We start from the raw sequence: 16,810 nt of genomic DNA, 5'->3' as shown, positions 1-16,810 counted from the left end.
GATCACCCGGACCGCGGGTCCGCGATCGTGACATCCAGGCTCGCGACCAGCTCCGCGCGCAGATGGGCGGACAGGGCGTTGCGGTTCGACGGCGAGTCGCGAGCGACGGTCGCTCGACCGCCCTCGACCTCGTGGTGGACGAGCCCGGTCATGCCGGCACCTGGACCGTCGCGAGCTGGTCGGAGGTCGTCAGCGGCGCGTCGGTGGCTGCACGCACCTCGTCCTCGGTCACGCCGGGGGCAACCTCCGCCAGTACGAGTCCGCCGTCGGTGACGTCGATGACCGCGAGGTCGCTGATGATCCGGTCGACCACCTGCAGCCCGGTGTAGGGCAGCGTGTTCTCTCGGAGGATCTTGGGACTGCCGTCCTTGGCCGTGTGCTCCATCAGGACGATGACCCGCCGGGCGCCATGGACGAGGTCCATGGCGCCTCCCATGCCCTTGACCATCTTGCCGGGGACCGACCAGTTCGACAGGTCGCCCTTCTCGGAGACCTGCATCGCACCCAGCACGGCGACGTCCAGGTGGCCGCCGCGGATGACACCGAAGGACAGCGCCGAGTCGAAGTAGGACGCTCCGACGCGGACCGTGACGGTCTCCTTGCCGGCGTTGATGAGATCGGGGTCGATCTCGTCCGGATGCGGGTAGGGCCCCGTCCCGAGGATCCCGTTCTCACTGTGCAGCACGACGTGCACGTCGTCGGGGAGATAGCCGGGGATCAGGGTCGGCAGCCCGATGCCGAGGTTGACGTACTCGCCGTCGTGCAGCTCCGCGGCCGCACGCGCTGCCATCTGCTCGCGGGTCAGGCTCATCGCACTCCCTCGCTACGCTCGGTCGGCGCTTCGCGGAGGCGCTGTATCGATGACTCGCTCGCACGCTCGCTCATCGGACGGTCTCCGTGGTCGGCCGGGTGACGGTTCGCTTCTCGATGCGCTTCTCGACGCCGGGCGCGTGCACGACGTGCTGCACGAACACCCCGGGCAGGTGGACGTTCTCCGGGGCGATCTCGCCGGGCTCGACCAGACGCTCGACCTGCGCGACGGTGACGGTCCCGGCCATGGCGCAGAGGGGGTTGAAGTTCTGGGTCGTCTTGTCGAAGACGAGGTTGCCGTCCCGGTCTCCCACCGTCGCGTAGACCAGCGCGAAGTCCGTACTGATGGCCTCTTCCAGCAGGTAGTCCCGATCCCGGAACGTGCGCTTCTCCTTGGGAGGCGACGCGACCGCGACGGACCCGTCCTCGGCGTAGCGCCACGGGAGACCGCCGTCCCCGATCTGGCTCCCCACTCCGGCCGGGGTGTAGAAGGCGGGAATGCCACATCCGCCGGCGCGGAGGCGCTCGGCGAGCGTGCCCTGGGGGCAGAGCTCGACCTCGAGCTCGCCGGAGAGGTACTGCCGGGCGAACTCCTTGTTCTCCCCGACGTACGAGCTGGTCATCCGGACGATGCGGCGGTCACCGAGGAGCAGACCGAGCCCCCAGTCGTCGATGCCGCAGTTGTTGGAGACGACCTTCAGCCCACCGACACCTCGTCGATGGAGCTCGCTGATCAGCGCCATCGGGATGCCGCAGAGGCCGAAGCCGCCGACGGCGATGCTCGCCCCGTCGGTGATGTCGGCCAGGGCCTGTTCGGCCGTGACGACCTTGTCCATGCCGCTTGTCCTCCTGTGAACGGTCGGGAGCCGAAGAGCTAGATCGCCGCAGGTGCCGGCGACCGCTGTCCCGCGGGGCGACCTGCCAGACGGTGACCCGCCCGGGCAGCCCGGTCGGGCCGGCCGTCGTGAACCGGGCGCCCGCTGGGCAGGCCGGTCACGCGACGCGCTTCGGTCCGGGGCGAACGCGGCTGGGAACGGCGACACCGAGCGGCACCGGACGCCGGTGGGTCGGTGGCACGGTCTTCCGCGGGGGGCGCCCGGCGCAGAGGTCGCAGAGCGGGAGGCGGTCGAGAGGCTTGTCCTCCCAGATGCAGACCGCGTCACAACGGTCACAGCACAGGACGTAACTCATTCGCACCACCTCGGGCGAGAGCGATTCGGATGTCGACAGGCCGGCGGCCCGCGGCGAAAGCGGTGAACGCGCCTGCGCTGCTCCGCCGATAGCAGAAGACTCCCAACCGGGTGGCGTGCTCCCCATCTCTGGTCCAGACAACATCGCTCCCGGGTGTTGTCTGAGCGAGACAGCGTCGGCATTGCCGGCCGTCGATAGCGTCGTCGGTGACCGCGGCGTCCGATGCCGCACTTCGTCACCCGCGAGAGGACAAGCCATGACTCAGGCGCTGCGGCCCGGTGGGGCCCTCGGGCTGATCGAGACTCGCGGCCTCGTCGGCGCCATCGAGGCAGCCGACGCGATGGTCAAGGCCGCCAACGTCATCGTGGAGGGTTACCGGACGCTGAAGAACGGACAGGTGTCGGTACTCGTCCGCGGCGACGTCGGTGCCGTGACCGCCGCGGTCGATGCCGGACGTGCGGCCGCGGCACAGGTCGGCGATCTTTACGCCAGCCACGTGATCCCCCGCCCTGCGGGCGGCACCGAGGACGTGATCGGCGCGGCCGTCCTGCCGACTCACTGATCAGATCGGTACCGATCTGATCAGAACGGCGACATCGGTCCGTCCGGAATCACGGGAACTCGGGTGGGTCGGTGTCGTTGTCGTTCATGGCCTGCGAGACCTGAAGGAGCCGTAGCGCGAAGTCCGCACGCATTCGGTCGTCGTGGCGGGACAGATCCAGTCCGGTGAGCTGTCGGATTCGCTCGAGCCGATACCGCAGTGTCTTGTGATGGACGAAGAGCCGTTCCGAGGCGACACGCTGTGAGCAGTCCGCGTCGAAGAAGGCCCGCATGGTTGCGATCAGCGCCCCGTCGTGGTCACGGTCGTAGGCGACCAGCGGGCCCGTGACCTCCTCGAGGAACGTGTGCAGGTCCGGATCGTTCCCGGAGCCGAGAAGCAGCCGGATGATGCCGAGTTCCTCGTAGAAGAACACACTCTGGCCGCCCAGCCGTTTGGCTGCCGCGAGTGCTGTTCGCGCCTCGTCCAGCGCGGTCGGCAGTTCGAGCACGTCGCGGTGCGCGCGGCTGACGCCCCAGGTCAGCTCCAGCGCGGGCCACTCCTGATGGATGGCCTCGGAGTACGCCTCGACCTGGGCACGTGCCGCGACGCGGTCGAGGTCGGCCGCCACCGCCACGAGCAGGTCACCGCGAAGGCTGACCAGCGCGAGTTCGCGGCCCTCGAGCGTGCGAACGGTCCGGAGAACCTGGCGACGAGCGCGATCGGTCTGCGATGTGTCCCAGCCGAGTTCCGCTGCGAGCGTCTCCACGTTGGCGATCCGGGCGTGAAGGACGCGAAGATCACCGGCGAGACTGACGTTGAGCTGCTGAGCCCGGCTGCGGGCGGCGAGGCGATGTTCGACCGGCCCGTGCAGCAGGTCCCACAACACCTGCTCGGTCGCCTCGGCGCGGGCCCGGCTGGCAGCTCGCTCCCGGAGCAGGGCGAGCGAGCACGCCATCGCCACCTGGCCCACCACGGCGTCGGCCACGGCATCGACACGGAGGTCCTGTCGGACGAGCACCTGGCCGATGCGGTCGCCGTCGGCGTACACCGGGCGCGCCCATGTCCGATGATCTCCTTCGACGATCGCGTGCCCGTTCCCGTTGGTACTCCGGCCGGTCCGGGTCGAGCTGTCGGTCGGAGGGACGACGGCGGGCAGTGTCGACTGCAGGTGGCGACCGCTGTGCGCGGCCAGCAGGCCTCCGTCCGGTCCGTAGACACCGATCTCGCAGTCGAGCTCGGCGGCGACGCTCCGGGTGACCGCGGTCAGCCCACCGCCCTCGATCACCGTCTGGAGCAGCTGGTGCTGGAGGCGAGACGCACCGTCCAGGACGGCGAGCTGGCGCTGCAGCTCGGCACGAGCCTCGTCCGACTCACGCGCGGCTGCGGCCTGCTCGTCGTACAGGCGGGCGTTGTCGATCGCGATGGAGGCGAAGTCGGCGAACGTCACCATCCGACGCTGATCGCGTTCGGTGAAGACCGATCGGCGGCGTCGCCAGACCTCCAGGACACCGACGAGCTCGCCCTGCAGACGGAGCGGCACCGCCATCGCGGACCGCGTCTCCTCCTTGGCCGCCAACGACATGAAGTCGTCGCTGATGGTGCGGTCCTCCAAGTAGGTGTCGACCTTCGCCGGCTCGCCGGTCAGGAAGACCAGACCCGCGACTCCCTGGCCGCGATGCATGACCAGCCTCGCGGTCTCGGTCGCGCGATTGCCCACGCACGCACGCATCCGGACCACGTTGTCGTCCCGCAGCAGCACCCCGCAGATGTCGGAGTCGAGCAGCCGGAGGGTCCGCTCGGCGATCGAGTGCAGGACCTGGTCGAGGTCGCGGACGGAGAGCAGCTGCCGGAACACCTCCCGTAGCGCGGCAGCCTCGGCTTCCGCGTCGTCGACCTGTTCCCGAGCCGACTGGGCCAGCTGCCGCAGCGAGAGCCACGCGCACGCGGTCAGCAACAACTCGTGCGTGTCGTCATCGACGTGCGTTTCGGCGGCCCAGCACAAGGCGGCCGTTCCACCGGCAGAGACGATCATCCCTGGTCGATCGACGGTGGTCGTCTCTGGTGGGCCGTCGGCGGGCAGACCGGCGAGCCCCGTACCGGCGCCCGCAACGACCGTCCAGCGGTTCTGCGCCCAGAGCGCGACGGTCACCGGGGCACCGATCGCGAGAGCCGCGCGCGGCGCGAGGGCGCTCGCCGCCGACGGTCCGTCCCGAGGCACGGTCTTGACCAACGATGCGAGGTCCAGCGGCCCGGTCGGCGTGGCGTCGAGGACGTTGTCGGACGAGGCGGTCTCCTCGCCGTTCAGTTCATCAGCTGTCATCGCAGGAGTCGGCTAGAGGGTCAGAAGTGACTTGAGGGTGTGTCGCTCGGACATACGGCGGTAGGCATCGGGCGCCTGATCGAGAGCGACGGTCTCGGACGCGACCACGGTGGGGTCGATCGCCCCGGACCGCACGAGAGCGGTGAGCTGTTCGGCATCACGCATGAGATCGCCGATGGCGAAGCGGACCGTCAGCTCGTCGGCGAAGGCACGGTCGACGGGTAGCGGCCACGACGCATCGGTGTGCACACCGACCGAGACGACGCTGCCGCGCCGCCGGATGAGCGAGAACGCGGTCTCGAGGCCGCGCGGGCCACCGATCGCGTCGACCACGGCGTCCGCGCCACGGCCGTCGGTCAGGTCGTCGACCACCCGTCGCGCGTCGTCGGGTCCGGCGACCACGGCGCCCTCGGTCGCCGCGAGCTCACGACGTGCGGTCACGGGCTCGACCAGGACGACGACGCCGGCCGAGCATGCCTGGGCCGCGAGGCTCGTCAGCTGCCCGACGGGCCCGCCCCCGATCACGACGACGGTGTCTCCCGGACGTAGCTCCGCGCGCTGTACTGCTGCGTAGCCGGTCGCAAGGGTGTCGCCGAGGAACACGGCGGCGTCGAGCGAGACCCCGTCCGGCACGGCCCGCAGGACCGTGTCGGCGAACGGAACGCGGACCAACTCGGCCTGGGCTCCCTGCAGAGCAGGCCCGAACGATGTCCCGGTCCCGAAGAACTGCCGGTCGGCACATTCCCAGTGGTCTCCACGGCGGCACCACCAGCACGATCCACACGCGGTGAAGTCGGCCCCGACCACGAGATCACCGCCTGCGTGCCCGGAGACCGCAGAACCGACCTGGACGATCTCGCCGACGAACTCGTGTCCGAGGACGGTCCCTCGTGGGACGTCCTCGGGATGCGCGAGCAGGTGCAGATCGGTCCCGCACACGGCCGCCCGACGCACGCGCACGAGCGCATCCGTGGGGTCGATGATCTCGGGGTCTGCCACCGAGACGACCCGCACGGCGCCGTCTCCGGCGTGCTCAACCGCTCTCATGCTCGCCTCCCTCGATGTGCGCCCGGGTGCCCGTGAGTGGTCGGGGATAGCTCGGTCATGCGGCGGCGAGCTCCGCGAGCCTCTCTCGGATGCGGTCCGCCGCGGTACGGAGTGCGGCGAGCTCGTCCTGCTCCAGGTCGAGCTCGACGATCTCCTGCAGGCCTCCGCGACCGAGTCGCGCTGGCAGTCCCACGTAGACGTCACGGATGCCGTACTGACCATGTGCGAGCACGGCGGAGGGCATGACCTCACCCGAGTCACGGGCCATGGCGAGCACCATCCTGGCGGCCGACATGCCGGGCGCCATGAACGCACTACCGGACTTCAGCAGCCCGACGACCTCGGCTCCCGATCCCCTGGCGCGGTCGACGATCGCGTCCAGCTCCGCAGCCGGCACCGCGTCGCGTAGCGGCCGGCCGTCCGCGGTCGCCTGGGAAAGCGGGATGACCATCTCCTCGCCGTGGCTACCCAGGGCCCAGGCCTGGATCCGATCCGCCCGCGCGACTCCGGTGAGGGCCGTGAGTGCCTGGAAGCGCGCCGTGTCGAGGACGCCGGCCATCCCGAGCACTCGCTCGGACGGGAATCCGGAGGATGTCCAGGCGTGCTGCGTCATCTCGTCGAGCGGGTTGGTCACGACCACGATGACCGCGCGCGGCGACGTTCGCGCGACGCGCGACGCCACGTCGCCGACGATCGCGGCGTTCGTGCTGATGAGATCCGAACGGCTCATTCCAGGCGTACGCGGCTTGCCGGCGGTGATGACGACGTAGTCGGCTTGCCCGGCCTCCTCGACGGTTCCGACTCCCCGGATGCGGGTGTCGAACCCACCGAGAGCGGCGGTGTGGGTGAGGTCCAGCGCCACGCCGGCCGCGCGGCCCTCGTCGATGTCGACGAGGACGACCTCGGAGAACCGGTCCGCGTCGGCCAGGCGCATCGCGGCGATCATGCCCACGTTGCCGGCGCCGACCACGACGACCCGCCCGGAGCCACCGGCACCACCGCTCCCCGGACGTACCGCGTCCGGCAGCGGCGCTCCGCGGCGGAACAGGGCACCGGACGGCGGACGGATGGGCGTCGGGGGTGGTGTGGAGAGTCGCGGGGAGAGCCCGGTCGGCGACGGGCGCGGCGTCCTGGGCTCGGACCTCGGAGGTGGCACGGACGCGGCCGGCCGCGGTGGCGGCGGCGCTCCGGTCGGACCTGTCGTGGCGGGCGACCGGGTGGCAGGCGCGCTCGACGTGGTCGCCGCGCTCGTGGTGGTCCCGGTGCCGGCAGAGGTCGGAACGGGAGCGGACCCGGCCGGGGGTGTCGAGCCGGCGAGGATCTCGACCCCCAGTTCTCGGGCCCGCTCCCGGGCCAGGGGGGTGACGATGTCGCGCGTCTCGACGCGCAGGACTCCGCCACCGCTCGTGCCGGACGCCGCCTCGACGGCGCCGACTCCGTACACGGTCATCGCTTGGCCTCCTGGCCGTGGATGCCCTCGAGGGCGAGCACCGCGGCGTCCCGGGCGGCCTGCACGTCGCTCTCGTTGCCGGAGAGGAACATGCGGCCGAACCGGCCCACCGCCCGCAGTTCGATCACCGTGATGTTCGCCGCCTTCTCGGCCTCGTTCGCGGCCACCGAGATGTACGCCGCCGGTGCACACTCCATCACGAAGAGGCTCTGCCCCGGCATCAACATGGATCCCTTGCGCCACTTGTTGAGCAGCTGCGCCTGGTAGGGATGCACGTTCGTGATGAACTGGGTCGACGCGATCGCCGGCTTGATCCGGTCGGACTCGGACATGCCCAGCTCCGCGAGTACCGCGTTACCGGCGGCGATCACCTCGGCCTGCTGCTCGGAATGGATCTCGAGCAGGCCGAACTCACGCTCGATGATCTGCAGGGCTGGCCGAACACCGGAGGCTTTCAAGGCGATGTCCGCGGCGCGGAACACCTCGTTGCCGGGAGCCATCTCGATGTACAGCTCGGCCATGCCGGCGATCGGCACGTCGCCGGGGCTGGTGGCCGCGATGTGCGCCGCGCACTGCGGCTGCATGCGGTCGACGAACGCGTAGGTACGTAGCGTGGCGCTACTCATCGTGGTGTCCTCTCGGCGCTCCGGGCGATCCCCAGCGGGGTGATCAGCAGCGCGTGCGGGTAGGTCACGACGGTCCGGTCGAGGTACTTGGCCAGCACCTTCTCCGCGCCGGCGATCATCAGAGCGCCGCCGGCGATGTGCAGGGGCAGGTCCTCGTGCCCGACCGTCAGGGCACGGACGTTCTCGGCGATCCGCTGCAGTCCGGGGACCAGGATCGGGAAGGCCTCGTCGGGGTGGGCGCGCTTGTAGGGTTCGGCGTCCTCCAGCGGAAGGTCGAGCGCGCCGGCGAGCATGAGGTCGAGGTGGTGACCACCACCGGCCCGGTCGTCGAGCGCGGTCAGCTCGCCCCCGCGGAACACACCGACGCCGGTGGAACCCCCACCGACGTCGACCACGACGCCGTCGGAGACCTCGAGGGTGCGCCCCGCCGCGCTGACCTCGTCGACGAGCGCGACATCGTCGAAGCCGGCCGTCTCGCAGACGTAGGTGCACGCCTTGGCGTCGTTCTCCGGGATGCACGGCGGGTAGGCGGTGGCCGCTGTCCGCAGCTCGAGGCCCAGGTCCTCCTCAGCCCGGTTCTTGAGCCGGCGAATCGTGGTGGTCGCCTTGGCGAAGTCCACGACCACCCCGTCACGCAGTGCGCCGGAACCGGCACTGCCGACCCAGACCGGGCGCTCGTCGGAGAGCACGACGAGCACGCAGTTGGCCGTGCCCAGGTCGACCCCGACGCGGACATCGGCTCCGGAGGACGTGGACCCCTCCACGGGGCCACCCGCGGCCACGGCGGCGGCACGACCCAGCAAGTCGTCCGGACTCATCGACCTCTCCCGCGTGCTGGTCGGTGCTGCGGTGGTCATCTCTACAGCTCCACCGGGTCGTACACGGTGCGCCACGGGCGGACCTCGTGCGCGATCCGCTTGATGTTGATCAGGTGCAGCGGTGTGACGTTGTCCGAGCAGATCGAGCCGCTCCACGTCCCCGTACCCAGCTGGAACGACGGGTCGACCTCGGTCGAGTAGCCCATTCCACCGAACAACGCCGGCGTATTGATCACGATCCGGCCGGCCGGGAGCGAACCGAACGGTGCGATCTCCTCCGGATCGGACGCGTGCACGGCCGTCGTGTGCCCCTCGCCGTCCAGCGCCAGGATCTCGCGGCAGCGCTGCCACCCCGCGCTGGCGTCCTCGGCCCGGTAGACCGACAGCACCGGGCCGAGGATCTCCCGGGACAGCGGCGTGTCCGCGCCGACGCGGTCGAGCGTGCAGGCGAGTACCCGGGTGGACGACGGCACGGCGAACCCGGACAGCTCCGCCAACCGGATCGCGGTCTGACCGACCGCGTCGGGACGCAACGCCCCGCGCTCGTCGAACAGAACCGTGACCAGGGCCGCCTGCTGAGCCTCGTTCATCCAGTAGGCGCCGCGGGCCTCGAACGCGGGCAGGAACGCGCCGGCCACCTTCTCGTGCACGACGACCGACTGCTCGGCGACACATGCCGTGCCGTTGTCGAACGACTTCGACGTGATGATCATTTCCGCCGCTTCGGCGGCATCCGCGACGCTCGCACCGACATAGGCCGGGACGTTCCCGGCGCCGACGGCGATCGTCGGCTTGCCGCTGGAGTAGGCGGCGCGGACCATCCCCGGCCCACCGGTGGCCAGCACGACGGCGATCTCGTCACGCCGCATCAGCTCCTGCGTGAGAGGCAGGGTCGGGGACTCGATGCAGGAGACCAGACCCTCTGGCGCCCCGGCCTTCACCGCCGCCTCCGCCATGACCTCCGCGCTGCGCCGGGTGCAGCGGGCGGCCCGCGGGTGCGGTGCGTGCACGATCGCGTTGCCCGACTTGACCGCGGCCAGGCTCTTGAACAGCGTGGTCGACGTCGGGTTGGTCACCGGGATGATTCCGGCGATCACACCCATCGGCGACCCGACCGCGGTCACCCGCGCCTGGTCGTCGGTCCACAACACACCGACCGCCCGCCGCTCGAGCATCCACTTCGCGACGAAGCCGGTGTTGTACCGGTTCTTGTAGATCTTGTGCTCGTACACGCCGTAGCCGGTCTCGTCCACGGCGAGCCGGGCCAGCTCCTCGGCGGCTTTCGTCCCGGCGAGGGCCATCGCCCGCACCCAGCCGTCCAGCGTCTCCTGGTCGACGCCCTCAAGCTGCTCGAAGGCACGACGGGCGGCGCGGGCCTTCGCCCGCACATCGGCCAGTCCGGCCAGATCGGCATCCAACGACGCGGTCATCTCCACACCTCAGCTCGAAAGGAAGCTCGCCACGCACGCGCGGCCGGCTCTGCGCCCGGATGGCGGGTCGCTCCACTGTGGATCCGTCGTCGGCTACTTCGGGCGCGCCAGCACCGTCAGGATGTTCTCGGTCTCGTCGTGCGGCCGCGGGATGACGTGCACCGAGATGACCTCGCCCGCCTTCTCCGCGGCGACCGCGCCCGCGTCGGTAGCGGCCTTCACAGCGCCGACGTCCCCGCGGACCATCACGGTCACGAGACCGCCGCCGATCTCGCGGTGCCCGAGCACCTGCACGTTCGCGGCCTTGACCATCGCGTCCGCGGCCTCGATCGCGCCGACGAGACCCTTGGTCTCGATCAGGCCGAGCGCGCCACGCAGGGCGGGTGCCGCCGCGGCACCGGTGGGCGTTGACATGTCTTCCTCCAGTTCATGAGCAGGATCGTGTCGCGTTGTGGAGCTCGGAGCGGCATCCGCATCGGGAGCCGCAGCCCCGGTCGCTCGTGCGCCGGTCGGCTTTCGGCCGGCGCCACGGCGTGGGGGCTTGGAGCGGGGGGGCGGGGTACTCATGACTTCCGGTAGGTCACCTGCCCGGAATTGATCACGGTGTCGGCTATGCCGATCACCGCGAGATCGGTCGGGACGTCCGCACCGGCAGCAACGCGTGCGGCGCCGCCCGAGCTGACGACGACGAGCTCGCCGACACCGGCGCCGACCACGTCGACAGCCACATGGCTCGGGCCGTCGGTCCGCGCAGCGTCTGTCGACGAGACGTCCTGTACGACGAGGAGCGTGAATCGCCCCAGCCCGGGCTCCTTGACCGTCGAGACGACCTGGCCCAGCACCTTGGCCAACTGCATGCCCCGGTCACCTCCGTCGGTCGGATCATCGACGGCGGAAGACCCCACCGTCTCTGGTCGGCGACAGTAGGATCGGCTGTCACACAGCCGCCTTATCCAGACCAGACAACGTCCGCATGACGTGTTGTCTGAACTCGTCCTGTCGAGTAGGTCGCCGAGACGCCACTGTGCTCGGGACAGGTTCGGATGCCGGCCACGTCCTGCATCACGCCGTGCGGTCGCGGCTCGCGCGACGCACGACGGGGCCGATGACACGGCCCACCCGACCACTCCCCCTGCCCGAGGAGGTTCACAGATGATCCGCCCCGAGGACGCGCAGTTCCACGCTCCGACCAGCGACGACCCGCTCTGGGCCGAAACCAACTACTTCGGTCTCTATGCCGGCCAGGACACCGACACCCCCATGAACATCGGCCTCTACGGCTTGTTCCGGGAGCCGTTGGGCGTGGTCGGGTCCACCGTGTCGGTGAACAGCCGCAAGGTGATAGCTCCGTGGGAGGCGGACTACTGGGAGTCCCAGGAGCACCTGGTGGTCCCGCAGCCGTCGAACCTCATCGACTACGAGTTGGCGAACGGACTGAAGGTCGTCGCCACCGATCCGCACAAGATCTGGGACGTCTCGTACTCCGATCCGGCTGCCGACCTGGAGATCCGCTTCCGGTACACGGCGCTGCACGAGCCGTTCGACATCAACGACCCCGACCAGGATCCGCTCGCGGCCGGGCGGGACATGGACAAGACCTGGGGCCACGCGTATGCCGGACACTTCGACCAGTCCGGACACTACGAAGGTGAGATCAGGCTGCGCGGCGTGACGACCCCGATCGACTGCGTGTCCACGATGGACCACAGCTGGGGCGTGCGGGCGGAGCGGCAGACGTCGCGCCTGTCCTGGATGCACGCTCACGTCTCCCCGGACCTGTTCGTGCACGGGCTGTTCGACTTCACCACGGAGAACGGCCCGGACGGCGACTCGCCGCTGCGGCTCACCCATGGCTACGTGTTCGACGGCGGCACGCTGTACGGCCTGAAGGCGGGAAGCGGCCTGACCCGGCGGTCCCGTCTGTACCCCGAGCACATCCAGATCACCGTGACCGACGAGCGCGACCAGAGCTGGGATGTCGAGGGGCATGCGCTGACCACGTTCCCGTGGCAGTCGCAGCCCGGTGTCGTCGGCCACAACAGCCTGCTGCGCTGGACGCTCGGGCGCTCCGGCGAGTCCGGCCAGACCGGTTACGGCGAGTGCATGGACTTCATCGGCCTCGGCGAGCTCGGCGACGTGTACCACCGCGTGAACGCCGGCGCGTAGCGCGCGAACAGGGAAGCGAGTCAGATGAGCGGTACCAACGCGCCCACGGCACCGGTCGAGGCGGTGATCTTCGATCTGGACGGCACGCTGGTCCAGACCCGGGTGGCGTCCTGGACGATCTTCTCCCAGATCAACGACCGGTTCGAGTTGGGCGTGGACGGTCCGGAACAGTACTTCGACCTGTTCCGCGGCAACGTCTACTCCTCGCTGGCGAAGCTGTGCCGGGACGAGAGTCACGCCGGCGAGGTCAAGTCGGCGTTCCTGGATCTGTTGCGCAACGAGTACGACCCGCCGCTCGTGCCGGGGCTCAGCGACGTGGTCCGCCGTCTCGCCGGGCACTGCACGCTGGCGGTCATGTCGTCGAACGCGATGCAGGTCATGCGCCGGGTGCTGTCCGCGAACGAGCTGGCGTTCTGCTTCGCGCACGTGTTCGGAGGCGACGTCACTCCCGACAAGCGCACGGCGATGAGGCTGTTCCTCGACGACGCGGGGAACAGCTTCGGCCGACGCTGCTCGGCGGACTACGACGAGACGGGCGCCCGGCAGGCGCCCGGCCTGTCCACGACCGTCCTGGTCACCGACACCGCCGGTGACGTACGGGACGCGCGCGACGTCGGCATACGCGCGGTCGGCGTCGCGTGGGGGATGCACTCGGTCGACGAGCTGCTCGCCGCGGGGGCCGAGTTCGTCGCGCTCTGGCCTCAGGAACTCACCAGCCATCTGCTCGGGGACGGCGCTGCGGCTCCCGCGTCAGGCGCCTGTGCGATTCCCGCGCCCGCCGGCCCCGACGACCAGGGTGGTTGCGGCTGTGACACGTCCACTCCGGTCGTCGCGTCGGCCGATGCGACGGCCGACGACGCCGGTGCGGCGCGCCGGCGCAGGCGACGGCAGGCCGCCCGGGTGCTGGCACGGGGAGTCGGCACTGACGAGGTGACTTCGGCGCGGCGGGCCATCGGTGACGTTCCCAGTGCCGAGGCCGACGCGGCGGAGTCGTCGTCCCCGACCGAGCGGCGCTCGCACACCGACGGCGGCCGCAGGGTCCACTGGACTGCCGGGCCCGCGGACGAGCTCCTCGTCGCGGTCCGCCGGGTGATCGGGTGACGCCGGGCCGGGTCACCCCGGCCGAGAACCTGCACGACACGCTCGGCCTACGCGACCTCGGAGGATTGCGAGCCGGTGCCGAGCACCGCGTTCGGCCCGGCGTTCTGTTCCGGGGCCGTTCGCCCCACACGGTCACCGACATGTCCGCGGGCTACCTTGCCGACGATCTGTGGCTGGAGTTGGTACTCGACCTCCGGCCCGGTGGCAGTGCCGCCGCGCACGGCCGTGGCCCGCTGTCCGGCCGACCGGTGAGCTATCTGAACGCGCCGCTCTCCGACGTGACGCTGGATGCCGTACCGGATCATGAACGAGGCCTGCGGTTCTGCCTGCATCACCTCGCCGCCACGGACTCGCCGCTGTCCACGGCGGTCCGGTCGGTCTGCGCCATGGCCGGCCGTCCGCTGCTGCTCTGCTGCGAGACGGGGACGGGGCGCACCGATCTGCTCGTCGCGATCCTGCTCAGGATCGCCGGTGTCGACGACGACGAGATCTCGACGGACTACGTGCGCGTGGGATCGAGGCCGCCGTACACCATCCGGGCGCTGTTGGGCGCCCTCGACAACGACTTCGGCGGTGCCCTGGCATGGGCGCGACACCGCGGCATCTCAGCGCTGGACTGCCGCCGGCTCCGTGACGGGCTGCTCGTACCGGGCTGACATCGAGCGTGCAGCAGGTGGAGCGGCTGACGTCCGTGATGTCGCCCTACGGGCCTGCCGTCGCTGCCCGTCCCGACGAAGCGGTCGCGCCTGCCCCGCCCTGATCGGGCGGGGCAGGCACGATATCGGCCGGCTGGGGTCAGCCTGCGCCGAGCGCGGCCTTGCCCAGAGCGAGAACCAGCGGCCGTGTCTCGTCGAGATCGACGGCGTAGCGGCGGAAACCGAGCTGGTAGAGCTGTGTGGCCGCCGTCTGGGGGACGGAGCCGGTCAGACGCATGCCGACCGGGACGGTCCCGGTCTGAGCCTGCGCGATCCGCCCGAGCAGCTCGTGCGTCGACGTGTCCAGCTCGATGCGGGGATCACAGCTCAGCAACTTGCGCTGCAGGTAGCCGTCCAGCGGCTCCGAGGTGAGCAGCTGCCGGGCCGGGATGCCGAACATGGCCGCCTGGAGCGCCCGGACCTCGACCCAGACGTTGTCGGATGCCGCGACGATGTCACGTGCCCCGAACGCGGCCCGCGGACTGGTCAGGTAGGCCCCGACCGGAACGTTCCCGCCTTCGGCATCGGCCAGCTGTCGTAGTGCCACGGCCTCGGCCGGGTCGCCGACGTGCCGCACCGCGAGATGGACGCGCGGCGAGACGCCGCAGTCGCGAACCGCTGTCGCGAGACCGCGGAGCTGTGCCGCGATGAGAGCCGGCCGGCCCAACGGCACCGACAGCTCCGGGTGCCGGGTGGTGACTGCGGTCTGCTGCAGCATCTCCCGCGATTCGTCGGCGACGAGGTCGATCGCCCGCACGCCGACCTCGATGCCGTCGGCCGAGGCCAGGAGCGTCGTGAACTCCTTGGCCACGAGGTCCGCGACGCGCTCGAACCGCTCGTTCCCGTCACCGTCCCCGAGCAGCTGCTCGGCCAGCCCACCGAGGTGGCCGGTCGCGGCCAGGACGTCGTCGATCGCGGTCACGAGGCCCGTGGCGCCTGCCTGGCGTGCGATCTCGACGTCCGACGGGAGTGTGACGCGCGTCAGCACGCTGCATCCGGACGCCTCGGCAGCCGTCGACAGCACCGCGCCGAGCGCCCCTGTCGCGGCCGCCGGCGTCGAGCTGGCGATCTGCCCCGTGAACAGCTCGCCGCTGGCTCCGTCGAGAGAGACCTCGTCCCCTTCGGAGACGACCACGTCTCCGATCGTCACCGTCCGGGCGGACTCGTCGACCGCCATCGCCGCCGCGCCGACGACGCAGGCTGTGCCCAGCGCACGTGCAACGACGGCCGCGTGGCTGGTCGAGCCACCCGTAGCGGTGACGATGCCGTTCGCGGCGATCATGCCGTGCAGGTCGGCCGGGCTCGTGACGGCTCGGGCGAGGATGACATCCGCTCCCTCGTCGGCCTGGCTCTTCGCACGATCGGGATCGAGCACCAGCGCACCTGAGACCTGCCCCGGGCAGGCACCGATGCCGGTGGTCAGCAACCGCCCGGCCGTGCGTGCGTCGGCGAGCTCGTCCTCGTCGAAGCCGGGTCGCTGCACCTGGCGGACCTGCTCGGTGGAGAGATTCCGCAGGGCGACCGCCGGCGGGACGGTGCCCTCGGCAAGGAAGTCGGATGCGATCCGCACCGCAGCCTCTGGTGTGCGTTTGGCGCTGCGGACCTGCAGGAAGAAGAGCACGGACCGCTCGACGGTGAACTCGATGTCGAGCACGTCGCCCTGCGCCTGCTCCAGATCGGCACAGGTGTCACGTAGCTCGGCCAGGATCCCCTGCGCCAGCGCGTCGACCACCTGGTCCGGAGTGCGCGTCCCTGCGACGACATCCTCGCCCTGGCTGTTCGCCAGGTACTCCCCGAACAGGCCCGGCTCGCCGGTGGCCGGGTTGCGCGTGAACACCACACCGGAACCGGAGTCGTCGGAGAGGTTGCCGAACACCATCGACTGCACGACGACGGCTGTGCCCAGGTCGTGCGGGATTCCGTGGTGATCCCGGTAGGTGCGTGCGCGGCGGGTGTTCCACGAACGGAACACCGCCTCGATCGCGCCGACGAGCTGATCCTGGGGATCCGACGGGACGGAGTCACCGGAGTCGTCGGCCAGCTTCGCCTCGCATGCCTGCCAGATCCGGTCGTAGGCCTCGCCCGCGTCGTCGCCCGGGTCGACAGCGGCGACCAGATCGTCGATGTCGCTCCCGCCGGCATCGAGTGCTCCGAGCACGGTGTCCGCGTACATGGCGTGGAACCGGGCCACCACGTTGGCCACGAACCGGCTGTTACCGGTCGCCCGGCCCAGTGCGCTCGCGGCGTCGCGGTTGAGACCCAGGTTCAGGACCGTGTCCATCATGCCGGGCATGGAGATCGGCGCGCCGGAACGGACCGAGAGCAACAGCGGGACCGGTCCTCCACCGAACGCCTTACCGGCTTCCTGCTCGAGGTTGGCCAGACGAGCCGACACCTCGTCGAGCAGGCCCGCCGGCACCGCTCCCTCGTCGAGATAACTGCGGCAGGCGCTGGTCCCGATCACGTAGCCCGGCGGGACCCGCAGACCTTGCTGACTCATGCGGGCCAGGCCACTTCCCTTGCCGCCCAGCCAGTCCACGTCGTCGGGATCGGCTTCGGCGAATGCGCGAGTGAAACCGGAACCGGAGACGGTCGAGGTCGGTTCGCTCACTGTG

At 70.5% G+C, this 16,810-nt stretch carries 16 protein-coding genes; 4 read left to right on the top strand and 12 right to left on the bottom strand.

The genetic code is table 11. From position 1 onward, the window contains the following. Positions 1-2 precede the first annotated feature (2 nt). The 3 genes from EV378_RS35580 to EV378_RS26905 form a co-directional block, all read right to left on the bottom strand. Positions 3-152 carry a hypothetical protein gene (locus EV378_RS35580; protein ID WP_165922501.1) on the bottom strand — a complete coding sequence of 50 codons (150 nt, stop codon included), beginning with the start codon at positions 150-152 and terminating at the stop codon, positions 3-5. Continuing rightward, entirely contained in the window at positions 149-811 is a 663-nt protein-coding gene (locus EV378_RS26910; protein WP_132430187.1) for a CoA transferase subunit B, read from the bottom strand. Before EV378_RS26910 ends, EV378_RS35580 begins: the two co-directional genes overlap by 4 nt. A gap of 70 nt (positions 812-881) precedes the next feature. Then, a complete protein-coding gene (locus EV378_RS26905; RefSeq protein ID WP_132430186.1) occupies positions 882-1,646 on the bottom strand; it encodes a CoA transferase subunit A in 765 nt (254 codons plus the stop codon). Between the two features lie 611 nt (positions 1,647-2,257). On the opposite strand from EV378_RS26905, the gene EV378_RS26900 reads away from it, so the two are divergent. Then, complete coding sequence (locus tag EV378_RS26900) at positions 2,258-2,563, top strand: BMC domain-containing protein (protein WP_132430185.1); 306 nt, start codon at positions 2,258-2,260, stop codon at positions 2,561-2,563. 49 nt (positions 2,564-2,612) lie between these two features. Here EV378_RS26900 and EV378_RS26895 read toward each other — a convergent pair whose 3' ends face one another. From EV378_RS26895 to EV378_RS26860, 8 genes are all read right to left on the bottom strand, one after another. Then, on the bottom strand, positions 2,613-4,862 hold the full coding sequence (locus tag EV378_RS26895) for a helix-turn-helix domain-containing protein (RefSeq protein ID WP_132430184.1): 2,250 nt from the start codon (positions 4,860-4,862) through the stop codon (positions 2,613-2,615). 12 nt (positions 4,863-4,874) lie between these two features. Beyond that, positions 4,875-5,909, bottom strand: coding sequence for an alcohol dehydrogenase catalytic domain-containing protein (locus EV378_RS26890; RefSeq protein ID WP_132430183.1), 1,035 nt, complete (start codon positions 5,907-5,909; stop codon positions 4,875-4,877). A gap of 55 nt (positions 5,910-5,964) precedes the next feature. Then, complete coding sequence (locus tag EV378_RS26885) at positions 5,965-7,359, bottom strand: malate dehydrogenase (RefSeq protein ID WP_132430182.1); 1,395 nt, start codon at positions 7,357-7,359, stop codon at positions 5,965-5,967. Beyond that, the gene (locus tag EV378_RS26880; protein WP_243653782.1) at positions 7,356-7,943 is read right to left on the bottom strand and encodes a BMC domain-containing protein; all 588 of its coding nucleotides are present in this window, start codon (positions 7,941-7,943) and stop codon (positions 7,356-7,358) included. Before EV378_RS26880 ends, EV378_RS26885 begins: the two co-directional genes overlap by 4 nt. Positions 7,944-7,981: 38 nt before the next feature. Then, entirely contained in the window at positions 7,982-8,803 is an 822-nt protein-coding gene (gene eutJ / locus EV378_RS26875) for an ethanolamine utilization protein EutJ (protein WP_207908876.1), read from the bottom strand. 41 nt (positions 8,804-8,844) lie between these two features. Further along, positions 8,845-10,233 carry an aldehyde dehydrogenase family protein gene (locus EV378_RS26870; RefSeq protein ID WP_132430179.1) on the bottom strand — a complete coding sequence of 463 codons (1,389 nt, stop codon included), beginning with the start codon at positions 10,231-10,233 and terminating at the stop codon, positions 8,845-8,847. A 93-nt stretch (positions 10,234-10,326) separates the two neighbouring features. Beyond that, positions 10,327-10,647: a BMC domain-containing protein gene (locus tag EV378_RS26865; RefSeq protein WP_132430178.1), complete on the bottom strand. Its 321-nt coding sequence runs from the start codon at positions 10,645-10,647 to the stop codon at positions 10,327-10,329. Between the two features lie 149 nt (positions 10,648-10,796). Further along, entirely contained in the window at positions 10,797-11,090 is a 294-nt protein-coding gene (locus EV378_RS26860; RefSeq protein ID WP_132430177.1) for a EutN/CcmL family microcompartment protein, read from the bottom strand. Between the two features lie 295 nt (positions 11,091-11,385). Between EV378_RS26860 and EV378_RS26855 the strand changes: the two genes are divergently transcribed. From EV378_RS26855 to EV378_RS26845, 3 genes are read left to right on the top strand one after another with little or no spacing between them, the layout of a single operon-like run. Beyond that, complete coding sequence (locus tag EV378_RS26855) at positions 11,386-12,399, top strand: DUF7064 domain-containing protein (RefSeq protein WP_132430176.1); 1,014 nt, start codon at positions 11,386-11,388, stop codon at positions 12,397-12,399. Between the two features lie 24 nt (positions 12,400-12,423). Further along, positions 12,424-13,500 (top strand): HAD family hydrolase, encoded by a 1,077-nt coding sequence (locus EV378_RS26850; RefSeq protein ID WP_132430175.1) that lies wholly within the window; start codon positions 12,424-12,426, stop codon positions 13,498-13,500. Continuing rightward, positions 13,497-14,156 (top strand): tyrosine-protein phosphatase, encoded by a 660-nt coding sequence (locus tag EV378_RS26845; protein WP_132430174.1) that lies wholly within the window; start codon positions 13,497-13,499, stop codon positions 14,154-14,156. The genes EV378_RS26850 and EV378_RS26845 overlap by 4 nt, the downstream gene beginning before the upstream one ends. Positions 14,157-14,295: 139 nt before the next feature. On the opposite strand, the gene EV378_RS26840 is transcribed toward EV378_RS26845, so the two are convergent. After that, positions 14,296-16,806, bottom strand: a complete 2,511-nt coding sequence (locus tag EV378_RS26840) for a pyruvate, phosphate dikinase (RefSeq protein WP_243653781.1) — start codon at positions 16,804-16,806, stop codon at positions 14,296-14,298. Positions 16,807-16,810: the final 4 nt, after the last annotated feature.

Origin of the sequence: Pseudonocardia endophytica (genome assembly GCF_004339565.1) — a bacterium.
Taxonomy (GTDB): Bacteria; Actinomycetota; Actinomycetes; order Mycobacteriales; family Pseudonocardiaceae; genus Pseudonocardia; species Pseudonocardia endophytica.
This window is presented reverse-complemented; position numbering and strand designations above follow the sequence as displayed.